Origin of the sequence: Listeria goaensis (assembly GCF_900186125.1) — a bacterium.
Lineage (GTDB): Bacteria > Bacillota > Bacilli > Lactobacillales > Listeriaceae > Listeria > Listeria goaensis.
Map to the genome: position 1 here is coordinate 1 of NZ_FYBQ01000009.1, position 25,562 is coordinate 25,562.

The 25,562-nt window shown below is 41.2% G+C and carries 25 protein-coding genes, 2 tRNA genes and 1 riboswitch; of the genes, 1 reads left to right on the forward strand and 26 read right to left on the reverse strand.

Annotation, left to right across the window (positions count from 1 at the left end; genetic code table 11):
- The 23 genes from CFT42_RS10390 to CFT42_RS10500 form a co-directional block, all read right to left on the reverse strand.
- On the reverse strand, nt 1–221 hold a 221-nt coding region (locus CFT42_RS10390), incomplete at its 3' end, for a hypothetical protein (RefSeq protein ID WP_425268593.1).
- 284 nt (nt 222–505) lie between these two features.
- Nucleotides 506–1,780 (reverse strand): 3-phosphoshikimate 1-carboxyvinyltransferase, encoded by a 1,275-nt coding sequence (gene aroA, locus CFT42_RS10395; protein WP_088816101.1) that lies wholly within the window; start codon nt 1,778–1,780, stop codon nt 506–508.
- A gap of 12 nt (nt 1,781–1,792) precedes the next feature.
- Nucleotides 1,793–2,896: a prephenate dehydrogenase gene (locus CFT42_RS10400; RefSeq protein ID WP_088809644.1), complete on the reverse strand. Its 1,104-nt coding sequence runs from the start codon at nt 2,894–2,896 to the stop codon at nt 1,793–1,795.
- Nucleotides 2,897–2,908: 12 nt separating this feature from the next.
- On the reverse strand, nt 2,909–3,994 hold the full coding sequence (gene hisC / locus CFT42_RS10405; protein WP_088809643.1) for a histidinol-phosphate transaminase: 1,086 nt from the start codon (nt 3,992–3,994) through the stop codon (nt 2,909–2,911).
- Nucleotides 3,994–4,368, reverse strand: a complete 375-nt coding sequence (gene aroH, locus CFT42_RS10410) for a chorismate mutase (RefSeq protein ID WP_088809652.1) — start codon at nt 4,366–4,368, stop codon at nt 3,994–3,996. Before aroH ends, hisC begins: the two co-directional genes overlap by 1 nt.
- A 5-nt stretch (nt 4,369–4,373) precedes the next feature.
- Nucleotides 4,374–5,459 (reverse strand): 3-dehydroquinate synthase, encoded by a 1,086-nt coding sequence (aroB, locus tag CFT42_RS10415; protein WP_088816102.1) that lies wholly within the window; start codon nt 5,457–5,459, stop codon nt 4,374–4,376.
- 1 nt (nt 5,460) lies between these two features.
- The gene (aroC, locus tag CFT42_RS10420) at nt 5,461–6,627 is read right to left on the reverse strand and encodes a chorismate synthase (RefSeq protein ID WP_088816103.1); all 1,167 of its coding nucleotides are present in this window, start codon (nt 6,625–6,627) and stop codon (nt 5,461–5,463) included.
- A 130-nt stretch (nt 6,628–6,757) separates the two neighbouring features.
- Nucleotides 6,758–7,201 (reverse strand): nucleoside-diphosphate kinase, encoded by a 444-nt coding sequence (gene ndk, locus CFT42_RS10425; protein WP_088816104.1) that lies wholly within the window; start codon nt 7,199–7,201, stop codon nt 6,758–6,760.
- A gap of 12 nt (nt 7,202–7,213) precedes the next feature.
- A complete protein-coding gene (gene hepT, locus CFT42_RS10430) occupies nt 7,214–8,182 on the reverse strand; it encodes a heptaprenyl diphosphate synthase component II (protein ID WP_088809639.1) in 969 nt (322 codons plus the stop codon).
- Nucleotides 8,172–8,894, reverse strand: coding sequence for a demethylmenaquinone methyltransferase (locus CFT42_RS10435; RefSeq protein ID WP_088816105.1), 723 nt, complete (start codon nt 8,892–8,894; stop codon nt 8,172–8,174). The genes hepT and CFT42_RS10435 overlap by 11 nt, the downstream gene beginning before the upstream one ends.
- Nucleotides 8,895–8,913: 19 nt before the next feature.
- A complete protein-coding gene (locus CFT42_RS10440) occupies nt 8,914–9,681 on the reverse strand; it encodes a heptaprenyl diphosphate synthase component 1 (protein ID WP_088809637.1) in 768 nt (255 codons plus the stop codon).
- Between the two features lie 83 nt (nt 9,682–9,764).
- Nucleotides 9,765–10,334 (reverse strand): GTP cyclohydrolase I FolE, encoded by a 570-nt coding sequence (gene folE / locus CFT42_RS10445; protein ID WP_088809636.1) that lies wholly within the window; start codon nt 10,332–10,334, stop codon nt 9,765–9,767.
- Between the two features lie 181 nt (nt 10,335–10,515).
- Nucleotides 10,516–10,588, reverse strand: a tRNA-Asp gene (locus CFT42_RS10450).
- 4 nt (nt 10,589–10,592) lie between these two features.
- Nucleotides 10,593–10,664 (reverse strand) — tRNA-Glu (locus tag CFT42_RS10455).
- 160 nt (nt 10,665–10,824) lie between these two features.
- Nucleotides 10,825–13,317 carry a pectate lyase-like adhesive domain-containing protein gene (locus CFT42_RS10460; protein WP_088816106.1) on the reverse strand — a complete coding sequence of 831 codons (2,493 nt, stop codon included), beginning with the start codon at nt 13,315–13,317 and terminating at the stop codon, nt 10,825–10,827.
- Between the two features lie 15 nt (nt 13,318–13,332).
- Nucleotides 13,333–14,352 (reverse strand): WxLIP family cell surface protein, encoded by a 1,020-nt coding sequence (locus CFT42_RS10465; protein WP_088809634.1) that lies wholly within the window; start codon nt 14,350–14,352, stop codon nt 13,333–13,335.
- A 62-nt stretch (nt 14,353–14,414) separates the two neighbouring features.
- The gene (locus tag CFT42_RS10470) at nt 14,415–15,113 is read right to left on the reverse strand and encodes a WxL domain-containing protein (RefSeq protein WP_088809633.1); all 699 of its coding nucleotides are present in this window, start codon (nt 15,111–15,113) and stop codon (nt 14,415–14,417) included.
- A gap of 313 nt (nt 15,114–15,426) precedes the next feature.
- Nucleotides 15,427–16,575 carry a 30S ribosomal protein S1 gene (gene rpsA / locus CFT42_RS10475; RefSeq protein ID WP_088816107.1) on the reverse strand — a complete coding sequence of 383 codons (1,149 nt, stop codon included), beginning with the start codon at nt 16,573–16,575 and terminating at the stop codon, nt 15,427–15,429.
- 287 nt (nt 16,576–16,862) lie between these two features.
- Nucleotides 16,863–17,534 carry a (d)CMP kinase gene (cmk, locus tag CFT42_RS10480; protein ID WP_088809631.1) on the reverse strand — a complete coding sequence of 224 codons (672 nt, stop codon included), beginning with the start codon at nt 17,532–17,534 and terminating at the stop codon, nt 16,863–16,865.
- Between the two features lies 1 nt (nt 17,535).
- Nucleotides 17,536–18,513 carry an asparaginase gene (locus CFT42_RS10485; protein ID WP_088809630.1) on the reverse strand — a complete coding sequence of 326 codons (978 nt, stop codon included), beginning with the start codon at nt 18,511–18,513 and terminating at the stop codon, nt 17,536–17,538.
- 82 nt (nt 18,514–18,595) lie between these two features.
- Complete coding sequence (locus CFT42_RS10490; RefSeq protein ID WP_088816108.1) at nt 18,596–19,315, reverse strand: LysM peptidoglycan-binding domain-containing protein; 720 nt, start codon at nt 19,313–19,315, stop codon at nt 18,596–18,598.
- 111 nt (nt 19,316–19,426) lie between these two features.
- The gene (locus tag CFT42_RS10495; protein ID WP_088809628.1) at nt 19,427–20,839 is read right to left on the reverse strand and encodes a RecQ family ATP-dependent DNA helicase; all 1,413 of its coding nucleotides are present in this window, start codon (nt 20,837–20,839) and stop codon (nt 19,427–19,429) included.
- The gene (locus CFT42_RS10500) at nt 20,836–21,831 is read right to left on the reverse strand and encodes a YpbB family protein (protein ID WP_088816109.1); all 996 of its coding nucleotides are present in this window, start codon (nt 21,829–21,831) and stop codon (nt 20,836–20,838) included. The genes CFT42_RS10495 and CFT42_RS10500 overlap by 4 nt, the downstream gene beginning before the upstream one ends.
- A gap of 70 nt (nt 21,832–21,901) precedes the next feature.
- Between CFT42_RS10500 and CFT42_RS10505 the strand changes: the two genes are divergently transcribed.
- Nucleotides 21,902–22,195: a ferredoxin gene (locus CFT42_RS10505; RefSeq protein ID WP_162859594.1), complete on the forward strand. Its 294-nt coding sequence runs from the start codon at nt 21,902–21,904 to the stop codon at nt 22,193–22,195.
- Here CFT42_RS10505 and CFT42_RS10510 read toward each other — a convergent pair whose 3' ends face one another.
- The 3 genes from CFT42_RS10510 to CFT42_RS10520 all read right to left on the reverse strand — a co-directional run bounded on the left by CFT42_RS10510 (nt 22,196) and on the right by CFT42_RS10520 (nt 25,508).
- The gene (locus CFT42_RS10510; protein ID WP_088809625.1) at nt 22,196–22,810 is read right to left on the reverse strand and encodes an ECF transporter S component; all 615 of its coding nucleotides are present in this window, start codon (nt 22,808–22,810) and stop codon (nt 22,196–22,198) included.
- A gap of 174 nt (nt 22,811–22,984) precedes the next feature.
- A riboswitch (FMN riboswitch) is annotated at nt 22,985–23,105 on the reverse strand.
- A gap of 79 nt (nt 23,106–23,184) precedes the next feature.
- Nucleotides 23,185–23,709 carry an acyl-CoA thioesterase gene (locus CFT42_RS10515; RefSeq protein ID WP_088809624.1) on the reverse strand — a complete coding sequence of 175 codons (525 nt, stop codon included), beginning with the start codon at nt 23,707–23,709 and terminating at the stop codon, nt 23,185–23,187.
- Nucleotides 23,710–23,714: 5 nt separating this feature from the next.
- Nucleotides 23,715–25,508, reverse strand: coding sequence for an ATP-binding protein (locus CFT42_RS10520; RefSeq protein ID WP_088809623.1), 1,794 nt, complete (start codon nt 25,506–25,508; stop codon nt 23,715–23,717).
- Between the last annotated feature and the right edge of the window lie 54 nt (nt 25,509–25,562).

The following is a 25,562-nucleotide window of genomic DNA, read 5'->3' on the forward strand; positions in this document are numbered from 1 at the left end:
TCACTCGTATCTAAAATTTCGAGCAAACTCCCGCCTACCGTCTGATACGTTTCGCGAAAATAATACTGGGAAGCTTGAATCGCTTGCCCGTCTAAGAAATAATCCACCGAATAACGAAAGGCGCTTGTTTGTACCGCTTGAATACGGGCACGCATGATGGCATTGGCCTTTTGTAAGGCTTCTTGAAAGGCACGTACTTCGGCAATACTAATCCGGCTCATGATGACAACGCCTTTCGAAGCTCGGCTTGTTGCGCCTCTAGCTCTCGTAAGGTCTGATAAGGTTCCCCGCCGCTTGCCTCCCGTAAGTCGCTGGCATGGGTCCGCAGTTCGCTTTCGCTAATTCGAATTTTAATCATGGTCATCACCTCTTGGTTGTTTTATAAATACATCCTTAAGTATAGCACAAAAAGATATGATAATAAATTGTACACAGGTGATTTCATGCTTTTATTTAACCGTTCTAGTATCCAAAAAAAAGAAGCCGTTAAGCCTCTTTTCGTTTATTATTCATCAAACAAACTTCTCACATCGTCAAAAAAACTTGGATAAGATACCGAAACGGCGTCTGCCTTTTCAAGCTCTACTTCTCCGTCTTGTACTAAAAGCGCTGCAATTTGGAGCATCATGCCGATGCGGTGGTCGCCGTAACTAGTTACCTTGGCACCACGGAGTTTGGTCTTCCCGCGAATAATAAGACCGTCTGCTGTAGGCGTAATGTCGGCGCCCATTTTCGCAAGTTCAGTTGCTACGGCATCAATTCGGTTTGTTTCTTTGACTTTCAATTCTTCGGCGTCGCGAATGATGGTTTCGCCTTCTGCTTGCGTTGCTAGGAGCGCGATGATGGGGAGCTCGTCGATTAAACGCGGAATTAAATCTCCGGAAATAGTCGTCCCAGTTAGACGTGACGTTTTCACGGTTATGGTGCCAGCTAAATCATCTTGCACAACCGAAATGTCTCCGCCCATTGCTTTCACCACGTCGATTATTCCTGTCCGTGTAGGGTTTAAACCAACATTTTTTAAAACGATTTCGCTATCTTCTGCAATCAACCCCGCTACGATGAAAAAAGCAGCCGAAGAAATATCGCCCGGAACCGTTAGCGATTGTCCTTGAAACGCCTGGTTGCCGGAGACGCGAATAGTCAGACCGTCCACCTCGATGTTCCCGCCAAATTTTTGAATCATTTCTTCCGTATGGTCACGCGTTTTTTCTTTTTCATGGATCATTGTTTCGCCTTCTGCTTGAAGTGCCGCAAAAATGATGGCGCTTTTCACTTGGGCGCTTGCAACTGGCATGTGATATGTGATGCCGTGAAGTTTTTCAGCGCGTTTAATAGCAATTGGGGCAAATTCGCTGCCCTCGCGACCTGTCATGTTGGCACCCATTTCTTTTAGCGGTAACATGACGCGATTCATTGGGCGTTTTGCAATCGAAGAATCGCCAAATAGTGTTGTAGCGAACGGTTGAGCTGCAAGGATTCCCATCATTAGTCGAATCGTTGTACCAGAATTTCCTACGTTAATAGGCGCCTTAGATGGTTTTAGACCGCCAAAGCCTACACCATGAACGATAATTTCATCGGGCGTTTCTTCAATTTGTACACCTAAATCACGAAATGCTTGAATCGTACTTAAACAGTCATCTGCACGTAAAAAATGCCGAATCCGCGTTTCGCCGTTTGCTAGCGCGCCAAACATAATGCTGCGGTGCGAAATGGATTTATCGCCTGGGACTTCGATCGTTCCGTGCAAATGGCTTTTCCCTGTTTGTAATTTCATCATTACACTCCTTTACTGCTCTAAATAGCACGTATATGCTGCTCTTGATTCAATACTTGCTTTAGCACGCAAGCGGTCAGTTTCATTTTGAAACGTAATTTGTAACACACCGTTTATATCTTCGCGCGTTTCCAAAATTTTCAAGTTCGTTAAACTAATTTTTTCATCCGCTAAAATGGCCGTCACTTCTGAAATGACACCCGGATAATCCGGCACATCGACAAATAAATCGTAGAAAGCTGGAATAGCACCGCGGTGAATCGGCAGCGAATCACGAAACTCTTTCGCACCGTCAAAAAAATCATAAATCGCGGTCTTGTCGGCGGTCTCAATGAGCTGAATAGCCTCATTCATTCGGTCGCGCCAAGAAGTAAGCTGTTCTTTCAAAATTTCACGATTGCTAAGCGAAATGTCCGTCCACATGCGCGGATCACTTGAAGCGACACGTGTAATATCGCGGAAGCCGCCTGCTGCTAAACTAAACGCATCAGGATGACTCGCTGTGAAAGCTTCCGTTTCTTGCACTAAAGCAGCCGCAACAATATGCGGAAGATGGCTCAGCATGCCTGTAATTTGGTCATGTTCTTTTGGCGATAGCGTTAGAAACTTAGCATTTGTCCCAATCAGCCATTCCTTTAATTCTGGCAGACGTTCGCTTGCCGTTTCATTTCCTGGCGTTAATAAATAGTAAGCATTCTCAAAAAGCAGGCGCTTTGCGGCAGTCACACCACTTTTATGTGAGCCTGCCATCGGATGACCCCCAATAAATGTAATCGACTTGTCAGCGAGCCCTAGTGCGGCCTGCATAACGGTTTGCTTCGTACTCCCTGTATCCGTCACGATAACCTGTTCTTTTAAGTTTAATCCCGGTAAATGACGAACGAGTTCTTCGGTTTCTTTCACCGGACAGCAAAAAATGAGCAAATCTGCTTTTGGTGCATCGATTAGGACACTTTCGCCGATTTCGTCAATAATCCCGAGCGAAAGTCCTTTTTCAAGCGTGTTTAACGAGACATCGATTCCGATGATGTGCGCCTCTTTATGTTTCGCTTTAATAGAAAGCGCAATCGAACCGCCAATGAGTCCCAGCCCAACAATAACGACTGTTCCCTTCATAAAGATTGCCTCCTATCCCAGAAACTCTTTTAGGAGCGCAATCACTTGCTCGTTTTCCGCCGCTGTCCCAACCGTAATCCGCACCGCATTTGGAAATCCAAGAGCAGCCCCTGATCTTGTAATAAAGCCATTTTTCTCTAGGTAAGAAAAAATATCCGCTGCTTTTCGGCCTAGATCGAGCAGTACAAAATTGCCTTGCGACGGGTACAGTGTGACTTGCGCATATTCTGCGCTAAACGCCTCGTAAGCCGCGATTCCCGCGTGATTTAATGCCCGACATTCCGCGACAAAATCCTGATCAAGCAAAGCCGCTTGCGCAAGCAATTGTCCCGCTGTCGTCGTATTAAACGGCGGTCTGACAACATTTAAATAGTGCACAATTTCTTTGGAACAAATGCCGTAGCCAACTCGCGAACTAGCTAGCCCGTAAATTTTACTAAACGTCCGTGTAATAATCAGATTTGGAAACTCTCGAACCCATTTTTCATGAGCAGCAGGTTGCGGTTCCACGTATTCAATATACGCCTCATCAAGAACGACTAAGCAATCTGCTGGCACTTTTTGAATAAATGCACGAATAGCATCAAGCGGCAAAAAATTCCCCGTCGGATTGTTCGGATTACAAATCCACACGATTGCCGTATTCTCATCAATCGCCGCTAACATTCTTTCGAAATCATGATGCCCATCAGGTTTTAAAGCAATTTCTCGTACTTCCGCACCTTCAATGAGCGCATTTTGGCGATACTGAACAAAAGTTGGTGTTGCCATGACCGTGTTCGTTGTTTGATCGAGCAATACGCGCGTTAAAAGCTCAATTAATTCATCAACTCCAGCCGTGAAAACAAGTTCGTCTTCTGAAATATCATAAAACTCCGCAACGGTTTTTCGAAGGTCACTCGCATGCCCGTCAGGATAAATTTCTGTTTTAAACGCTAATGAACGCGCAAGTTCTTGTACTTTTTTAGACGCACCAAGCGGGTTTTCATTGGAGGAAAGTTTCGTAATTTTAGTTAACCCTAATTCTTTCATCACCGCATCTTCTCTTTTTCCCGGCTTATACGAATGAAGCCCTTCTAAAGACGTTTTCCATTTCATCAAGAATCCTTCCTTTCCGCGAGGTCTGGGCGCAGGCGCACCGCATCGTTTAAATAAACATGTTCAATTTCCGCAAGTGATTTATCCACACTTGCTTGCACCATCATTCGAATACATTTTAAAGGGGCACCCGGTACCGGGATTTCTTGCATACCCATCACAGGAACAAGCTCAAAACCAGGCGTTACACGTACAGCACGCGCCGGAAAAGCCGCATTAATATCTTCCGTTACCGTTATGATGACCGAAATAAGCGTTTCCGCGTCAACAATTTGATTTTTCTTTAAAATTTCCTGAAAAAGTTCGCTCGTCGCCTCGTAAATTTCATCTGCCGTATTTTCTTTTATAGTCGTTGCACCGCGAATCGCTCTCACACTCATCATTCTCCTTTTTTCATTTGATTAAAAGTTTGTAAAATCAGTGCCCGGTCAGCAGGAACAATTTCCATGTGACCGATTTCGTTCAACAGCACCATTTTAATTTCTTCAAAAGTCGTTTTTTTGTCGTGTAGCATATTTTCAAAAATCGTTTCAAACGGGACGTCATCTGGGAGCTCAGTTTCGTAACCGAGTCCAGTTAGCCAAGCAGTAAATGTCGCCCTATCAAACGTGAGATTTTGGGTTTCTTCGCTCATCAAAAGCGCATAAATCATTCCAAAAATGATGGCCTCGCCGTGAAGGAAACGCGAAAAATTACCGTAGGCCTCAAGAGCATGCCCAAACGTATGACCGAAATTCAAATACGCGCGGACGCCCTGTTCAGTTTCATCTTGCGCCACTATACCCGCTTTAACCAAAATGCCCTTTTGTAAAAACGGGGTTAAATCTTGCGAGTAAAAGTCGTCCGGCGTTTTGAAAGTCGCCATCAGTTCATCTAGTAACGCCTGATCGCTAATTAAAGCGTGCTTGATAAGTTCCGCAAAGCCCGAGCGCATTTCGCGTACCGGCAGCGTTCCAAGTAGCGCCGTATCGTAAATAACCGCTTCAGGTTGATAAAAGTTGCCAATCAAATTTTTCCCAAGCGGGTGGTTTATTGCCACTTTGCCACCTACCGCACTGTCATGCGCTAAAACAGTCGTCGGAATTTGGTAAAACGGAATGCCGCGCATATAAGTCGCCGCAACAAAGCCGCCCAAATCACCAATCACACCACCACCGTAAGCAAGAATCACAGACTTGCGGTCAAGCCCCGTTTCAATAATTTTCGTCATCACATCTTCATACACCTGAAACGTTTTCGCAGCCTCACCGTTTGGCGTCACGTAATACGTCACGTGCGGCAAACTTTTAAGAACACGGTCAAGCTTCTCTTTATGCAATTCAAAAACGTGTCGATCCGTCAAAACAAAAACCTTTGAAAACCTTTTTAGCTCGGTTAAAAACTCAGCACCATATGAAACTAACATGTCATTGCCAATACATACAGGATACGTTTTGCTCGCTGTTTGAACTGTAATTTTAGACATTTTAAAAGCCCCTCGTAAGTTCGCGATGTTCTTCCACATGTTTCTTTAAAACGTCAAAACGGTCGCTATCAAATTTATCAAGCACGGCACAGGCCACTTCCCATGCGACTACATTTTCAGCAACTACACTTGCCGCTGGAACCGCCGAACTATCTGAACGCTCAACGCTCGCACTAAACGCCTCTTTCGTATCAATATCCACACTTTGAAGTGGCTTATATAAAGTCGGAATGGGCTTCATGACGCCGCGAACCACAATCGGCATACCGTTTGTCATACCGCCTTCAAAGCCACCCAAGTTGTTGCTTGTTCGGGTATAGCCGTCATTTTCTGACCAAACAATTTCATCCATAACTTCGCTACCATATTTACGTGCCGCAACAAACCCAACGCCAAATTCAGCACCTTTAAAAGCATTAATACTAACGATTGCACGTGCAATTTTGGCATCTAGCTTTTTATCCCATTGCACATAGCTACCAAGGCCAGCTGGAACACCGCCAACAACGACCTCAACAATGCCACCAATTGTATCCCCTTTTTTCTTCGTATCATCAATCTTATCCATCATCGCCTGCTCAATATCCGTATCGAGTGTTCGAACTGGCGAATTATTCGCGATGTCAGCAATTTCAGCCACCGTGTAATCACGCGTCAAATTCGCCCGCACACCACCAATTTCCAGCACATGCGCGGCAACTGAAATCCCCAGTTCACGCAAAAGTTGTTTAGCTACCGCACCAGCAGCCACTCGTACCGTTGTTTCTCTCGCACTTGAACGCTCCAGCACATTACGCATATCTCGGTGACCGTATTTCATGCCGCCCACCAAATCAGCATGTCCCGGACGAGGTCTAGTAACTTTTCGTGACGCCTCGTGTTTCTCATCAACAGGTTCAATGCTCATCACCGTTTCCCAGTGCTTCCAGTCTTTATTTTCCACAAAAATGGCAACCGGCGCACCAAGCGTTTTCCCGTGCCGAATGCCAGCCGTAATTTGCGCACGATCTTTTTCAATCTTCATGCGTGCCCCCCGACCATGCCCACCTTGCCGTCTTTTTAGTTCCACATTAATATCTTCAGATAAAAGTGGCATCCCCGCAGGTAGCCCCTCAATAATTGTCGTTAAACCCGGTCCATGTGACTCTCCAGCCGTTAAATATCTCATAAGTCCTTCTCCTTTACCACAAATATTTTAGCGCTTTAAAGTGTATGTGTTAAATAATAGCATAACATTCACCAGAAAACAACCAGTTATTTTGAAAAAACTGCCTCTTACCATAAGAGACAGTCACCATTCAAAGCCAAGAATCCGTAGCTTTTTCGTAATCCAAGAGCTCCTCTTGTTTAAAAAAGAGGCCAATTTCCCGTGCGGCAGAAGCCGAACCATCAGAACCATGAATCACGTTTCTATTCGTATGTATCGCAAAATCTGACCGAATTGTTCCCGGCGCCGCATCAAGCGGATTTGTTTTGCCCATCATTTGGCGTGCCGTGGCAATTGCTTCGTCACCCTCTAAAACCATAGCGAAAACAGGACCAGATGTGATGAACCCAATTAAGTCCGCGAAAAACGGTTTCCCGTCATGTTCCGCATAATGCGTTTTAGCCAAAGACTCAGAAATCCGCATCAATTTTACGCCTGCAATCCGCAAACCCTTTTGCTCAAAGCGCGTGACAATTTCCCCGATTAAACCGCGCTGTACGCCGTCCGGCTTTACCATGACAAAAGTTCTCTCCACCCTACATTCCTCCTAATAATCTCGTTTATCAAGCATTTTCACGATTTGTTTCAAAGGTTTAATTTCTTTCGATGCTGGAAAAGTATCTAAAATCGCCATCGCCTTCGTTAAATAAGCCGTCGCCACCTGTTCAGACTGCTCAATCGCACCGCTCGCTTTAATCGCCGCAACTAAGTGCATCATCTCCTCTTTTGACGACTCCTCCGTCACACGACTAATTCGCTTTTTAAGAAGCGGATCTTGCATCGCAAAAAAGACCGGCAACGTCACATTCCCTTGACGTAAATCTTCACCAGCAGGCTTTCCAAGCGTCCGCTCATCCGCCGCAAAATCCAAAATATCATCCGTAATTTGAAACGCCATACCTACATAGTAGCCAAATAAATAAAGTTTATCATCAACCTTCTCAGGCAATCCCGAAAGAACCCCGCCGAGCCCCGAACTTGCCGCAATCAAAAGTGCCGTCTTCCGCTTAATACGCCGCAAATAACACCTTACACTTTGATTAAAGTTGAATTTATCCTTAATCTGTTCGATTTCCCCTACCGCAAGCTCAACCGTAACCGCCGACAACATTTGATGCGCCTTGAGGCTGTCAATTTTCGTCATATATTCAAGCGATTTCCCAAAAAGAAAATCTCCCGTATACATCGCAATATGATTGCCCCAAATCGACTTAATCGTCTTTCTACCACGTCTAAGCCCCGCATCATCAACCACGTCGTCATGAACAATTGAAGCCATATGAATGAGTTCAATCGCAACCGCCGCATCTCGCACATATGTAAAATCAGCAGGCGCACCTAGTCTTGCCGTCAAGCAAACAAACATCGGCCGTATTCTTTTTCCGCCCGCCTCCAACAGATGTAGCGCAGAAGCAGAAGTCGTTTCCGCGTCAGCATTTGAAACCGCACGTTTTAATTCTGCTTCAACCGCTTCAATATCTTTTTGAATCGCCGGATACAAAAAATTAAATTTCATCTACCGTCACCTTTTTATAGCCAAAATGTGTAGCACTCGCCCCGCCACTATGTGAAATATAGCGGACATATTTAAAACCAGCTTCATAAAATAAATCAGAAAGCTCGCCCATTCCCGGGAAAGTTCTAGTTGATTCTTGTAACCAACTATATTCCTCATAACTTTTCGCAAACAATTTACCAAAAAGCGGCATCACATGGCGAAAATATGTATTAAAAAACGGACGCCAAAGTGGCACGTTCGGCTGGCTCGTATCTAAACAAACCGCCTGTCCACCCGGCTTCAAAACGCGATTCATTTCCTTTAAAACTTGTAAATAATCCGGCACATTTCGAAGACCAAAACCAATCGTCACAAAATCAAATTGATTATCCGAAAAAGGCAGCTCCATCGCATTGCCGTGAGTTAAAGTCACATTCTGAAGCCCGCTCTCGAGCACTTTTTCTCTACCAATTTGAAGCATATTCTCACTAAAGTCAAGCCCCACAACAGAGCCCTTTTCCCCAACATGCCGGGCAGAAAGAATTGTCCAATCCGCCGTACCACAACAAACGTCTAAAATTTTTGCCCCTTTCGGAACACGCATAAGTTCCATCGTTTGTTTACGCCAAAACAAATGAAGCTTAAAACTAATCAAGCTGTTCATTCGGTCATAATCCGGAGATATTTTTTCAAAAACTTTATGAACTTTCTCTTCTTTCGTTTCCACCATACAAAAACTCCCCTTTAATTTAGCGCTGTAACATTTCATTTAAACGTGCGTGTAGCGAATCAGATAGCGGTCTAGAAGTCTTAAGCAAATGATGAATTCGCATCTTTACTTCATCCATAAGTTGCTCGAGCCATTCCTCAAAAGTCGCCATCGCCTCTTTCACAAAGAAACCATGATCATATGCACGTTTCAATGTTGAAAGCCCATACTGTTCATAAAAATGTTGTTCCCGCTCCAAGCGTTTTAATAAAATAGCTTGGCAAGCAAGCTTCGTAAAAGCTTCCTCATTCTTAAAATAAGAAGAAAACTCAGCAAAGATAGCTGAAGATGAAGCAAGCAGTTCCTCCATATAATCATCATCTGTTACAACATGTAACTGATAAATATTTGTTTTAGCCGTATTCGTTTTCTGCACACCACGTTGAAGTGCTGCAAGTAATTGTGTCATACCAAGTTCTGCCATCGTCCGGTAATACAGTGCGCTATAATAATCACCGGCAAGCACCGTAAGTTCTCGTCCTTTTCGACTAACCCCTCTACCGTCTTTATCTTCATCAATCATCTCATGCGTATCATGAGCAAGAATCACATAAAGTGTTGCGGTTATAATCCGGTATTTCTCTGTTTCAGCAAGATCAGAGCCATGAATGGATTCATTCAGCCATAGCATTTGGTCCTTATCAGTTTCAGGCCCGTAAAAATTGTCCTTTAAAAACCGATAGGCTGATTTTTCATGAACCAATCTTTCCACTTCTTTCAACTGCGCCAGGCTCCCTTGATAGGTCATTTAAATTTCCCCTTTAACTCATAATAACAAATAATATGAAATATATTATATCACAAATCTATTTTGAAACGTAATTGTTCACTTCATGAATGATTAATTAACGACATCACTTCGCTACGTAATTTATCATCCGTTCGGAAAGCACCGCGAACCGCACTCGTAATCGTTTTCGTTCCCGGTTTATTCACACCGCGAATCGTCATACACATGTGCTCCGCCTCTAAAATGACCATCACACCAAGCGGCTTTAATTTTTCCATCATAATTTCCGCTACCGTCGTCGTAATACGCTCTTGAAGTTGCGGACGTTTACTCACATCATCTACAACGCGAGCAAGTTTACTAAGTCCCGCAACCCGACCATTCTGCGGCAAGTAGGCGACATGAGCCACCCCAAAAAAGGGAACTAAGTGATGCTCACACATCGAAGAAAAACGAATATCTCGAACAAGAACAAGCTCTTCATGCTGCTCTTCAAACACTGTATTAAAATGAACCGAGGGATCTTTCGTAAGCCCCGAAAAAACTTCCTCATACATACGCGCAACACGCATCGGCGTATCAATTAACCCTTCACGATCTGGATTTTCCCCAACCGCTTCCAAAATAACACGAACAGCATCTGCAATCTTTTCTTTATTAATCTCTTCCATGCCCTTACCCCTTTTTGATTTAGTCCCCTTTATCTTAACACATCACACACTTTACGGTAAATGCAAACACTTCTCATGTTTAAAGAATTAAAAAAAATCTTCCTATATATAACGATACGCAAACCTCTACTTCATTCCCGCCAAAAAGAAAAAGCTTGTCAAAAATGACAAACTTCTTAAACGGTCCCGACGGGATTTGAACCCGCGATCTCCTGCGTGACAGGCAGGCATGTTAACCCCTACACCACGGAACCTAAGTGACCCGTACGGGATTCGAACCCGTGTTACCGCCGTGAAAGGGCGGTGTCTTAACCGCTTGACCAACGGGCCATAGTGTATAATTATGCTGTGAAACTAATAACCGCTTCTCATTCAGCTTTTTTATTATATCATATTTACCTTTACTGTCAATCACTTTTTCCAGATAAAATAGAAAAACCGCTCGAACTATTTTTCAAACGGTTTTTCTGTACACGAATTAGCTTAACAATTAAGGTGCATCTTGAAGCGTCCACGAAATTTTGCCTTGGTAGGCATCACCAGCATAAACCGCCGTCGTATCAGCCTCTACAAGCACCCCGCGATTATTTGCCCAGTCCACTTGAACAGGATTTGCATTTGTCGTTTCATATTCAAAAACAGGATAGGGCGAGTCCCCTAAAACAATTTTTTCCCCGTTTGAACCAACAAAAATAAAAGCATTTTCTAAAACACGATCTGGATTTTTAGTAGAGGTTAACGGCTTCGTAATTGTAGCATTTACAACCCATTTTGAGCCCGAATTCCTCGTATCCACCACACTAATTTCCCATGTCGACTCATCACGTTCAAGAATTTCTCGCTTCCCAGTAATCTGAGCAGGTTTAAAGTCCATTTCTTGACTAACTTCCTCAAACTTCACACTACGCACAAATACATGAATCGAAACGGTTTTCGTAACGCCACGCAGTTCAAGTGTGGCCGTGTAGTCCCCTGGGACCGCTTGAAGTGTCGAACTTTGAATCGTAATCTCATTCGAAATATTAGCGCCAGAATTCACATCAAAACCGAGCGCATTCGATTTCTCTTTAATCAATTGTCCAAGCTCAGCAGCCGACTTCCCACCAACTTCACTTTGGTCAACACTAAATGAAGTTGCCTTTAAAGCCGTCCCATTTTGAACAACCGTATCAGCATCTTTCACAAAAACCGGTACGTCAATTCGCGTTTGATTTCCCGCACGGTCCGTCAAGGAAACCTCTGCTTTTTTCGAACCAAATGTGCTTGTATCTGGTGTAGCTTCAATGTTCGCCGTCACACCCTGACCACTCGTATTATCTGCTTTATCTCGAATGTTTGTCACAAAAGCATTGGCATTTGTAGAAAGCGCCTCACCAATTGAAACAATTTGTGGAACAGCATCGCCCGTTGGCGGCGTCACATCGACGACAGTAATTTTAGTTGTCTTATTAATATAATACTCCGTCGAAGCCGTCACACTTACTTCCGTATACGGTTTTATAAAGCCGCCTGGAATCGCCACTTGAAAATTCCCAGCGTTATCTGCGGTTCCAGTCAATGTTTTCGTCGTGCCATTTTCTACATAAGAAATTTCAATAGCCGCATTTGTAACGGTCGCTCCACTTAAAGTAGCCTGACTATCATTTAAGGTATTCACATTTAGCGGCAAATTTCCAATTGAGAGAACTTTCATTTTGGCAACATTAAATTCCGCTGCTGTCACTGGCACATTCGCGCTATTAATTGTTGTCGTAGAACCATTAGTCGTAATGCCCATTTGGACATTTGCTTGATCTTCCCTACTGTAGGAATAAGTTGGCAAACCAATTGTACTGGCGCTCCCGGATCTATCCCAATAATTTATTAGCCCGCCATTTAAATTCATCTGGCCAGAACCCGAGGCATAGCCAATTGTATTAGAAGTATTACCATTGTATAGAAGGAAATACGCTGGATCATTAACATTTAGACTTCCACCACTATTGAATTTAATTACATTACCGCTTCCTCCCGTTTTATTCAAAACAACAGTTGCGTCTTTATTAACCGTTAAAGCACCTGAAAGCGAGAGCAACTCACTACTAACATCCGATTGATAAATTCGTGCGGTACCTCCTTCGTCTACGAAAAAGTTGCCGCCTACACCACTGCGGTTAAAGGAAGTCGTTGTATTTAAATTAAGCGTTGCATTTTTACCAACACTTATGGAAACTGGGTTTGATGCGCTTCGGTAAAACACGCCATTACCATTAGCAGAAATGTTCACGTTGGCTCCGTCACGAACATTGAAAAAATTGCTCGTCGAAGAATCTTCGCCATACCATACCAAGCTGTCACTGGAACTTGATGGGTGATAAATTTCAATATTCCCACCAAAATTAATGCCACCTACTTCGGCAAATTCCTGGTTCGATGCTGAGCCACTAACAAATTTGCCAATTTCAACATTTGTATTTCCGACAAGTTCTAGCGTCCCAGCGGTATTCCAAATAAGTTGTGGTCCTTTGTACACCACGTTGTCATAAGTTACATTAACACCTTTTGCAGCGTTAGCAACATAAACTGTTCCATAATAATTTTTCCCCAAAATAGTAAGGTCTTGCATTGTAATTTGTTTTGTCGAGGAATTCGAGCTAATGTAAATAGTTCCTGATGTGCTTGTCGAACTCCCTGTTTCTGTTAATGTGTGTATTTCTTCTGTTGTTGGGTCTTTTCCAGAAATCGTGAATGGCGTTCGGCCGACTGGCACTTGAATACCACTTGATAAACTAATATCCGCTCCAAAATAAATTTTTGATATACTGTTATTTTGAACTGCCGCTTTTAACTCTGTATAATTGTTTACAATCGTTTCATCTGCGTTTAAAGTAATCGCCGCAGAAACAGAGTCCCGACTAGAAAATTTCGAGTCTATAACTTTAACGGATTGAAGAGCACCTAAAATGACCAAAGTGAAGAAGAAAATGAACACGCATTTTCTCATAAAGTACTCACTCCTTTAATCCTCATCATCCTTTTTGTTCTTGCGACGCACGATGAACCAGATGATAAGAAGCACGATAGCAATCGCCAATGCTCCGCCAATTATCCACCACCATAAATAATTTTTCTCAACATCGACTGCTTTTTTATTTAAATCTTTTGCATCATTTCCAATTTTAAATTCTTTTGTAAAATTCCACGTTTCGCTTCCATTATCAGCTTTTAATTTTAAAACATAAGTTCCTTCTTCAAGGGGCTGATTTTCCCAATCAATAGCATAGCCAAAATTTGAGTTTGGTGCCATCTTTAAGTCTGTTTTTGCTGTTTCATGAAGAACTTTATTTTCACCTTTTTTATATACTTTTGCATCGACCGATAAATGATCTAAAATGACTGGCTGATCATTTTGTAAAACGGCACTTACAGATGTTCGATAATTATCTAAGCCTGCTTTTACATTTAATAAATTTAAGTTAGGTTCAATTTTCTTTGCAGTTTCAGAAAGTTGAATTCCCACTACGTAAGAATATTCATTTTCAATACTTAATCCTGATTCCTTTTTATCATCCACTTCTTCATTAACTTGTGTAAATTCAACAGCGCCTAAAATGATGCCATCAAAACTTTCTTTCGGCATTTTCACATTAATCCAAACATCTTTAAAGCTATTTGCTGGGATTGTAATGTTATCCTCTATGACTTCTGCGATTTTTGGAAGCGGTACTTTTAAACTTTCATCTGCTTTTTTCAAGCTTTTTTTTGAGTAGTCTATCATACCACTCTTATTTGTTGACGCATAAGTTACGTCTTGTTTAACTTTAATTTCATGATTTGAACTGTTAAATACTTTCACTTGAAGTCTCTGCTCCATAAGTGGTTGCATACGTAAATCAAAGTAACCTTGTTTTTTATCAATTTGATTTTCTGGAATAATAGCTTGAACAGAATAATCAACATCCTCAGCATGTGCGGTTATGTTTGGAGCAAACAAAATCACGGTTAATGTAGTTGCGATTACTAAGAAAAATTTTTTCATTTTCTTCCCCCTACTAAAAAATAAAGACTGCTGCTTTTTAAGCAGCAGCCCGCATAAAAGGTTTATACGCCGGGTGCGTCTGTTAGTTTCCACGTAATTTTTGCTTGATGGCTTCCTACAGTGGCTGAACCACCTGGAACTTCGATGGATACTTTTTCATTTGTATCGCCTGCGGCCATCCATCTGTTAATCCAAGTTCCCATACCTTGATTAGAACTGGCTATCATAACAGAAGCGCTTGTTGTACCATCAGTTGGAAGTTCTACAGATTGTCTGCTTACTGGAGCATTTGAAGTTGAAGAACCTGTTACAGCCTCACCATTTTCAAATTTAATCTTAGCTCCGCGAAGTGACTCGTTTGTGCCATCTGTAAATTTGCTCGCTGTAGCTGAAACAGACCAACCAGCACCTGTTCCGCGTCTATCTGAAACTTGAATAAAAGGTTTTTTAGAAATAGCAGAGTAAACTTCGGATGCACTTGAAACTTCGTGCGATCCAAAATGAATAGAAGAAACATAATCAAGCGTCAAAGCACCTGTATCCCCTGTTGGTGAATCTGTCGGATTTTCTGGATCATCTGGATTTAATGGATTAACTGGATTTAGTGGATCTACAGGGGCAACTGGTCCAGTACCCGCAATAAATGTAATGTTCGCATTTGATTCCGCCGTTTTATCAGCTGCAAATGATGTTACAGGCAATAATGATGTTACTAAGACTGTTGTTCCTAAACCTGCTAATAAAGCTGTTGTTTTTTTCATGTGTTAAATCTAACTCCTTTGTAGTTGATAACAACATTATAGGTGATGTCTTTTTTCTTGACAATAGCATTTTTTATCAGATTCAGGTTTTCAAAGCGAAATTTTACATTTTTTCATTTTAGAAACACTCAAAACGCAGTTAAGCCAACCATTCATACAAATGTGAACAAAGTGTGACTTCCCCGGATTTTATTTTTCGTTATTAAATATCAATATATGAGTCTATACCCCAAATTACACATACTGAAAACATTTCGCGCATAAAAAAAAGAAGCCAATTTTGTGTCATTTTGAAAAATTGGCTTCTTTTAAATTATTTATCATCATGATTTTGAATATCTTTTAGTCGGTCCCCAATTAAATCACCCAATTGGAAGCCTGTGCTTTCTTCTGGAAGTTCATAGTCCGCTTCTTCAACTGGCTCTTCTTGAAGCGCCTTAATGCTAAGCGATAAACGTTTCTCACTTTCATTCACATCAAGAACTTTTACTTCCACCTCTTCACCTTCAGATAAAACTTCATTCGGTGTGCCAATATGTTTATGCGCAATTTGCGAAATATGAACTAAGCCTTCTACGCCAGGGAAAAGTTCAACAAACGCACCAAACGATACAAGACGCATGACTTTTCCTTTAAGGACTGAGCCAACAGGTGCTTTCTCATTAATATTATCCCACGGACCTGGTTCTGTTTCTTTAATGGAAAGTGAAATTCGTTCATTCGCCGGATCAATTCCGATTACTTTTACTTGAACAGATTGTCCTTCAGATAAAACTTCTCCTGGAGTTGAAATGTGTTGGTAAGAAATTTGCGAAATATGAACTAGGCCATCCACGCCGCCTAAATCAACAAACGCGCCAAAGCCAGCAAGACGTTCTACTGTACCAGTAAGTACATCGCCTTCCTTAATGTTTGCTAGAATCTCTTTTTTCTTCGCTTCTTTTTCTTCTTCCACAATCGCGCGATGGCTTAAAATAACACGGTTATTTTCCGGTTCAAACTCAACGACTTTAAATGCAATCGTTTTTCCTTTGTAATCAGAGAAATCTTCGACAAAATGGTCTTCCACTAAAGAAGCTGGTACAAATGCGCGCACGCCTAGGTCAACTACTAAACCACCTTTGACAACGTCACTCACAACGGCATCAAATACTTCACCAGATTCAAATTTAGATTGAATATCATCGACTGCTTTTAAAGCATCTACTTTACGTTTAGATAGGACAAGTACATCTTCCTCTACTTTAGTTACGATTAAATCTAATGTGTCTCCAACTTTAACTACGTCAGAAGCTGATTCCACATGTACATTTGAAAGTTCACTGATTGGAACAACACCATCCAGTTTGCTATCGGGAATACCTACGTAGACTTGTTTTTCTTCTACGCTTGTAACTGTACCGGTGACTTTGTCTCCTTCTTCAAAATTCCTAACTTCCACATTACTCAATTCATCAGACATGTGTAGCCCTCCTCAATTCGTTTGTCGAATTAGGACTTTCTGTAAGTGCAAAAGAAGTGACAAGCTTCAAAAAATTTCCTCATGAAATCACTCAGCAACATTTGTCGCAAATGATACACGTATCCATCGTTGTTAATAACACTTGATTTTTTGCAAGAAAATCCTAAAAGATTTTTAGATTTAAAAAAATCTCTCTTCTAACATCCTATAATTGCCACAATTTGTCAAGTTTTTTTATAATAAAAAAAGGCCATTCCGTTTAGGCCTTTTTTTGGAAAATATACTCTTTAATCCATTGTTTGTTTAGCAAGTGATAAAATTTTTGTTGCGACTTCATCAATCGTCATACTTGTCGTATCAACAACTATTGCATCATCTGCTTTCTTAAGTGGAGAATGGTCGCGCGTATAATCTAAATGGTCGCGCGCTTCAATTTCTTTCTTCAATTGATCCATATCGACGTCAAACCCTTTTGCCTTGTTCTCTTTAAAGCGTCTTTCAGCACGTTCCTGAACACTAGCCAAGAGAAAAATCTTGAGTTCTGCTTGTGGTAGAACAGCCGTCCCAATATCGCGGCCGTCCATTACAATGCCACCCTCTTCAGCAAAAACTTGTTGCCGCTTTTGGAGCTCAATTCGAATAGCGGGGTGAGCCGCGACAATCGAAACATGATTTGTCACTTCATTTGAACGAATGACTTCCGTAACATTTTCATCATTAAGAAACACTTGTTGCACTTCTCCTGGCTCAAAACGAATCATCGTTTTTTGTAGCAAACTAGCCAAAGTTGTTTCATCTGTATAATCAATTTTATTTTCCCATGCGAGGTAGGTAACCGCCCGGTACATCGCCCCTGTATCAATGTAAATAAAACTTAATTTTTTAGCGACGATTTTAGCTACAGTGCTTTTTCCTGCAGCAGCAGGTCCATCAATCGCAATACAAATCTTTTTAGTCATATTAAAACCCTTTCAGTTCACTAAAGTTAGTTTGATTTATTTCTACATTTGCCGCAAGTAAAACCATTAGCCGCATTCGCGCTTTCTTACTATCATAATCGCCACCCAAAAGAACGCCATGATTTAGAAGATCATATGTACTACCTAAATAATCATATGTCGTATAGACATTCCCTTCTTCCGCACTTGTTGTAATCACAACGGGTATTCCATTTTCAATGGCACGTTTTATCGCGGGCATCATTTTGGGGGCTACTTGTCCTCTACCAACACCCTCTAGAACAATTCCAGCTACATTTTTTGCAATGGCAGAATCGATAAAAAATCCATCTGCATCTAAATAGCATTTAATAATCACAACATCAGAGAGCGCTTCTTGTAGTGGATAGCATTCATGCTCAACAGGTTTTTGATAAATAAAAACTTTATCATTGTCAATAATTCCTAAATAGCCAAAACCAAATGAACTAAAACCTTGAATATTAGAAGCATGCACCTTTTTTACATACCGGGCTGCAAAAATTCGTTCATTAAATACAACAACAGTTCCTGCATTTTGAAGGAGTGGTTCACTAGCTGTATAAACCGCATGACGAATATTAATATAAGAATCTGTTCCCATTTCCTCAGGGCCGCGCTGTGAACCCGTTAACACGACTGGGCGTTCGTCCGTTACTGCCAAATCAAGAAAATAAGAAGTTTCTTCGAGCGAATCCGTACCATGCGTTACAACGACTCCATCATAACTTTCATCTTCAAAAATTTTCATTACGAGCTTTGCGAGCTCTGCCAAATTTTCTTTTGTAATATGCATGGATGGCAATTGGAAAGTAGAATAAATATCTACTTCAATTTCACGAGGTAACTCACATAATTCAACAAGTTCCTCACCAGTAAGCTCACCTGAAGCAAGCTTTCCTGATTCTGCTTTCTTACTTGCGATTGTTCCGCCAGTTGTAATCAATGCAATTTTCGCCATACATACACCTCCATTTTTCCCATAAAAAGAACGAGCGCTTTTGGAAAAAACTTTTCCGAGTCATGCTCATTCTTTTTTAATCTTATTGTGGAATTTTAAGTACTGTCCCAATTGGAACATTATTACTTGTTAAGCCGTTCGCTTGTTTGATCTTTTCAACACCGCTTGCAGCACCAGCAGAACCATAAGCATTGACAGCTATTCTGTAGAGTGTTTCGCCACTTTGTACCGTATGTGTACTTTTAGCCGCTTGCTCTTGCTGTTGTTTTGCTTCCTCAGCCGCTTTCGCATCTGCAGCAGCCTTTTCTTCCGCTGCTTTTCGGTCAGCTTCTTCTTGTGCTGCCTGTTGTTGTGCTTCTTCCGCTTTTTTTGCTTCCTCAGCTTGTTTCGCTTCTTCGACCGCTTTCGCATCCGCTACTTTTTTCGCTTCCGCTTCTTTGGCTGCTTTTTCATCAGCAGCTTTCTTTTCTTCCGCTGCTTTTTCCTTTTCAGCCGCTTCCTCTTTCGCCTTTTTATTGCTATCTACCGTAACATTTTTTTCCTCTTTAACTTCATTATCTGGCGTGCCAGCATTTTGAACAGCTAAAAAAACAATAATAGATACAATCGGAATCAGAAGAAAGAATACAATCAAAACATTTAATAACGGATATTTAAAGAAACCTTTTTTCTGTTTTCTTCTACTATCAGATCTAGATAACATCGGAGGTTCATTATCAAACTCATCCTCTTCATCGTAATAATCGTTATAATAATCGTCGGACTCCGTATAATTACGTTTGCCTCGTTTTCTTCTAGCCATCTACGTTCCTCCTTCGTTCCAAACTAACATGGATATTGAAACATCCCTGAAATAATTATACCTATAAACGTAACATTCAACAACCTTTAGAGCTAATTTCTTTTAAAAAAATCATTCTAAAAACAATTTTCCGAGGATAGCTTCCCAGTCAAACGCTTGTCGCCTAGGTCCCTCTCCCAATTGTTTCATATATGGTTCTAAGTCTAAAACGTCCAAGTCACAACATGTACCAGGTAATTTGACAGGTTGTTCTTTCTCAGAAAAATAGCGCATAATGTATTCCCGGCGACAACTTGACTCTTGCAAGTACCCCATAAATTTCTTTAAGTTTTCCAATTTCCAAGCTTTGCGGTATTCCATTTTTGTCACAATTTCCTGTTCGGAAAGTCCAGAACGGGCAAAGTAGTCTAGCAGTCTTTTTTCGGTTTCAGGAAGCGTATCGCGTAGATTTTCTGGAAGCTTTAGCAACGCCACATCAGGCGCATCTTTATCCGCAAGTTGTCTTTGTAAATTTTCATCTCCGTTTGCATACAGCAAAATGGCAAGACTTGGCTCGCCGTCACGCCCAGCCCGGCCAATTTCTTGAACATAAGCTTCTAAATCAGCTGGCATGTGATAATGAATGACGTAGCGAATATCCGGTTTGTCGATGCCCATTCCGAAAGCACTCGTGGCGCAAATGATGTCTAAAACACCCGCGACAAACTGTTGCTGAATAACAATGCGGTCGGAAGCTTCCATATCGCCATGATAATGCGCCGCCGTCAAATGAAACTCATTCCGCAACTGAAAAGCGACTTCTTCTGCCAAACGTTTGCTTGAAAAATATAGAATACCAGGACCAGAAAGTTTACGCACCCACTCTAGAAGTGCTTCCATTTTTTCTTGTCTTCCATTGAATTTTTGAACGGAAAGTGCGATATTCGGACGGTTCACGGAATAAATAAACGACTCGATTTCTTCCATATGTAATTGTTTTAAAATATCCCCTCGAACCATTTCTGTCGCCGTCGCCGTTAAAATCATCGTCGGCGGGTAATTAGACAGCTTACGAAACTCCCCTAAATATAAATAATCCGGCCGAAAATCGTGCCCCCACTGCGAAATACAATGCGCTTCATCGATGACAAACAAGGCTAATTTTTGGTTTAAAATCACGGCCCGAATTTCCTCACTAGCGAGCATTTCAGGCGAAAGAAACAGAAACTTATACGCGTTAAGATTCGCTAAAATCGCTTTTTTCTCCGGAAAAGAAAGAAAACTATTTAATGCCGCGACCCGTTTTTCGCCGCCCGCGCGCATTCGCTCCACCTGATCTTGCATTAAACTTAACAACGGCGAAACGACAATCACAAGCCCGTCTAGTAAATGCCCCGCTAATTGATAACAGAGCGTCTTCCCTGTTCCAGTCGGCAACATCGCAAATACATCACGCCCAGAAAGCGCTGCCTCAATAATTTCCTTTTGTCCGCTTCGAAACGTATCAAAACCTAAATAATTCTTTAACTCTAGCTCTAAATTCATGATTTCACCTCGGAAACGACAGCAAGTCTAAGCTCAAAATAACTCAAGTCTGGCATAAATTCTTTCATTTCCTTTAAAGTTAAAAAGGAGTGTTCAGAAAGCTTCAAAAGCACAGCATCATCTGGCCTAAAAGGGACCGTCAAATGCGGAAAAGTCGCCTGAATTTCCACAAAATGATCTTCAATTGTGCTTTTTTTCAACCTACGCCGCTGCACAATTTGTTCAAACGTTTGCCCGCTTTGGAACAATTCATATGTCGCTAAGCCCGATTTCGTAAGCAACGCCTGATCCGCGCACATGAATTCACTTAAAAGGGGAAAATCTGTTTTTTTAGCGTGGAGCACATGCAAACCGCGTAACCATTCAAAATAGCCATTCCAGAGCGGCACTTCCAAACGTTCACAAATTTGCATCGCTGTTTCGCCGATTCGGTCGCCGCCTGAAAAGCGTCCAACGTATAAATCTTGATATGTAATATCCGGCCTCTCTAACCACATTTTTAATTCTAAAAATAGCTTTTCAGCTAAATCATGTTCATTTTTATGCCGATTTAACCAGCGTTTTATCCAAATTTGTGTTTTTTTGTTGCGCACAATCGGCAAATAATGCCTATTTTGATGATGCTTATTGCTAACAACTTGCACCGCGAGGAGTAAATGCTCAAAAAAATGATGTGGCAAATCTTGCATAAAAAAGCCATTCCATTCATTTTCAATAAAATAAGTTGGTGGATCTAATTCCGTCACGGGAACAACGCCTGATTCGTCTATTCGAATGAATCCCGCTTCTTCTAAACCGTGTAGCCGCAACAAAAACACTTCTTCTTTTAAAAATGGGGCTAGTCCAAAATAATTTTTAGCCCGAAAAAGGTGTGTGTCCGTTACCGCTTGTCCCGTTCGTTTTCCGGTTACGACCGCATATAAAAATGGCTTTTTCCGTGCCCGTCCAAAAGTATGAACCATAAATAGGAGATATTCATCTAGTCTATCCAAATTTCCGCCTCCATTCTCTCGTTATCATAACATAGAAACGTTTGTTCGACATCTGTTTTTTGAAAAAAATATGTTATACTTAATCTATATTTTGGCAGAAAGGGGTGGTCAAGTGGGAAAATACGCCATTGTTGACCAGGACACCTGCATTGCGTGCGGAGCTTGTGCGCTTCATGCGCCGCAAATTTTCGACTATAATACTGATGGGCTCGCGTTTAATTTGCTTGATGACAATTCGGGAACACAGCCGATTTTTGAACGCGACGAGGACCAAGCAGCAGAAGCCGAATTAAACTGCCCATCATTATCCATAAAAATAGCGGACCGCCCGTTTAATGGCAATCCGCATCGATTCGATTCCTAGTTAAGCGTTATGAACCTCATGACGCTTTTTTTCATGCTTTTTCCGTTCTTTTGGCGATTGATTTTTAATAATGAAATTCTTCATTGGCGCATAAAGAAGCAAGAAGCCAGCACTCACAATTACACCCTTTAATAAATTAAATGGAATAATAGCCGTTATGATAAGCCCGAATACATCAGTAGACGCTGGAAGACCACCAAGTTTTATATAAAACGGCAATAATACAAAGTAGTTGAAAATTGCCAACACTATCGTCATACAAATTGTTCCAACACCAGTCGCGAAAATAAGACCTTTTGTTTCACGGAAATGACGGAATAAATAATAAATCGGTAAAGTAAAACAAATACCAGACAAGAAGTTGGAGATTTCGCCTACAGGCACGCCAACTGGGCTTCCAGAAACGATAAATTCCAAAACATTTTTAATGAGTTCAATTAAAATGATGGCGAGCGGTCCAAACATTAACCCACCAATTAGCGCTGGAATATCACTAAAATCCAGCTTTAAAAATGGTGCACTTGGTAAAAGTGGAAATTGCAAAAGCATAATGACAAAGGCCAGCGTACCAAGCACTGCAACACTAACAAAAGTTTTCATCGAGTAATTTCTCATGAGTAACTCTCCTCTTTTGTCCATCCAAAGAAAATACGGTGCCCATTTAACCGTCTAACAAAAAAACCTCTCTAATCTTTAGCATTAGAGAGGTTTGTGAATATCTAAACAAGCTGGGCGTAAAAACGCCAAACTCATGTAAATGTTCATTTGCAGACAAGCCAAAAAGGCTGCCAACATCCTCTCCCATCCAGACTATACTGTCGGTCCTGGAATTGCACCAGAGTCACCTGTTAAAAACAGATCGTGGACTATTACCACCGGTCGGGAATTACACCCTGCCCCGAAGATGAACGATATTTTATTTTCACCAAAAAGATGATGAATCATTTAATATTTTACCATGAAAGTAAAAATTAGCAACCTTTTTTTGTTTAAAATAGCCATAAGACTTCGGTATTTAATGATTCGGCAAGCACTCGGCTTGCTTTTAGACGTTCTTTTCTGGCATTCGCCCGCGCCTCACGCCCCGCATGAATCATTTTTTCTTCAGCACTTTCCGGCACTACTTCCGGCACTTCAACTGTTTTTCCGTCATCATCAATGGCAACAAAAGTCAAAAATGATGTGGCCGCTAAATAGCGATCGCCTGTCTTTAAGTTTTCAGAAATCACCTTAACGAAAATTTCCATTGAAGAACGTCCAACTGCTGCCACATATGATTCAAGACAAACAGAATGATCACTTTTAATGGGACGAAGAAAGTCAACTGAATCGGTTGAAGCCGTAACAATGCCAACACGGCAGTGTCTAGACGCACTAATCGACGCTGTGTCGTCAATATACGTCATCAGTTTTCCCCCAAAAAGGGTGCTATGGTTATTTGTATCTTGTGGAAACACACGGCTTGTTTTAATAACACGGGATTCTTTGCAAAATTTTTGTTCTCGATTGGACAATTTAACTAACTCCTTTTTAGCGGCAGGCTAATAATGAACGATGAGCCTACGCCTACTGTACTTTCTACTGTAATATTACCATTATGTGCCTCCACGATGTTTTTAACAATGGCTAAGCCAATTCCGGTGCCTGCTTTGCTGCGCGTTCTTGCTTTATCTGCTTTATAAAAGCGTTCAAACAAGTACGGGATATCCTCTTCTGGAATTCCGCTACCATTGTCACTGACAATAACTAACAACTGCCCATTTGCATAATCAGCATGCTCACGAACGGTGACAACGCCGTGATAGCCTTCTCGTCCGGTGTGACGAATGGCATTCATGATTAAATTAATAAGCACTTGCTCAAGACGATCGACATCGAAGTAATAGACTAAATCATTATCATCAACCTCCACTTTTAATTCAACAAAATTTTCTTTTGCTAAAACTTCGAAGTTAGATACAACTTTTGAAATAAACGGTGCGATTTTCATTTCTCGCCTATCTAGCTGTGTAAAGCCTGCTTCCATTCGTGCAAGGTCTAGCATATCATTGACTAGACGGCCAATTCGAAGCGACTCCTCATAAATAATTTGTGCAAACTCCCGTACTTCCTCATCTGTTTGAGCAACACCATCAATAATCGCCTCACTATAACCTTGCAACATAGAAATCGGCGTTCTAAGTTCATGCGAGATATTGCTAACAAAATCGCTTTTCATTTTCTCAAGTCGCTTCTCTTCGGTCATATCACGAATAACAGCTACAATACTACGAACATTTTCTCCGTTATAAAGCAACGTTAAAATCGCTACATACGTCTGATCTCCAAACGTAATTTCGCCAACTTGTTCATCTCGACTGCGCAAAATCTCATCAAGCATCTCTTCTAATTTTTTAGGAATTAAAACTTTCTCGTTGTTTTCATTAGAGAAAAACCAGTTATGCAAAAATTCTTCAGCTGGTGGATTACTTAAAATAATCGTTTTATCGATATTAAATTTTATAACCCCATCTGCCATTCCAACTAAAATATTCGATAATTGTTCTTTTTCTTGGCGAAGTGCACTAATATTATATTTCAACTGCTGTGCCATATTATTGAACGCCAGTCCCAAATCACCAATTTCATCATGCGTATAGCTCGGCACACGATTATCAAAATTCCCCCGTGAAACAGCAACTGCTATCTTTTTCATCTCCCGAAGTGGGAACGCCATTCTGGAAGAAAAGACAAACGATAAGAATGACGTAATTAAAATCGCGCCTAATCCAGCCAATATAAGCGTTCTAGTTGCTTGTTTTGTCACACTTAAAATATCATGGAATGATTTATAAATATAAAGCACACCACTTTCACCGTTATCCAATTGGAATTTTTTCACATAGAGTTGCACCGGATAATTCATATCTTTGTCTTTAAAATCATATTTCATTTCTAAAGGCTCATCTTTTTCAGCCAAGGCTTCATTAATCTTTTTGTTGTGCGTTAATCTTTCTATAGAATTATTAGAAATCTTATCAGTTGACTGCCTTGTATAAACGCTTTCACCATCGCTAGAAATAATAACACCTATCGTATCATCAAGTAGCGTGAGCGATTCGCTACCAATCCCGTTATCAGTAATAAAGGCATCATTTTTATGCATAACACCAATGATTTTAGATGCATCTTGGTCTAGCTCAGCTTTAATCTCATTGAAATTATTTTTTTCATAAATAACCGCAACTAAAAAACCGCAAATGACAAGGACACCAATTAGAAGTAAAATAATTGTGCTCCAAATCTTTCCGACGATGCTATTCCATAACTTCATCCCACTAAGCCTCCCTTTAACCTAAAAATGAACAGGTTTTGAAGGTTGTCCATC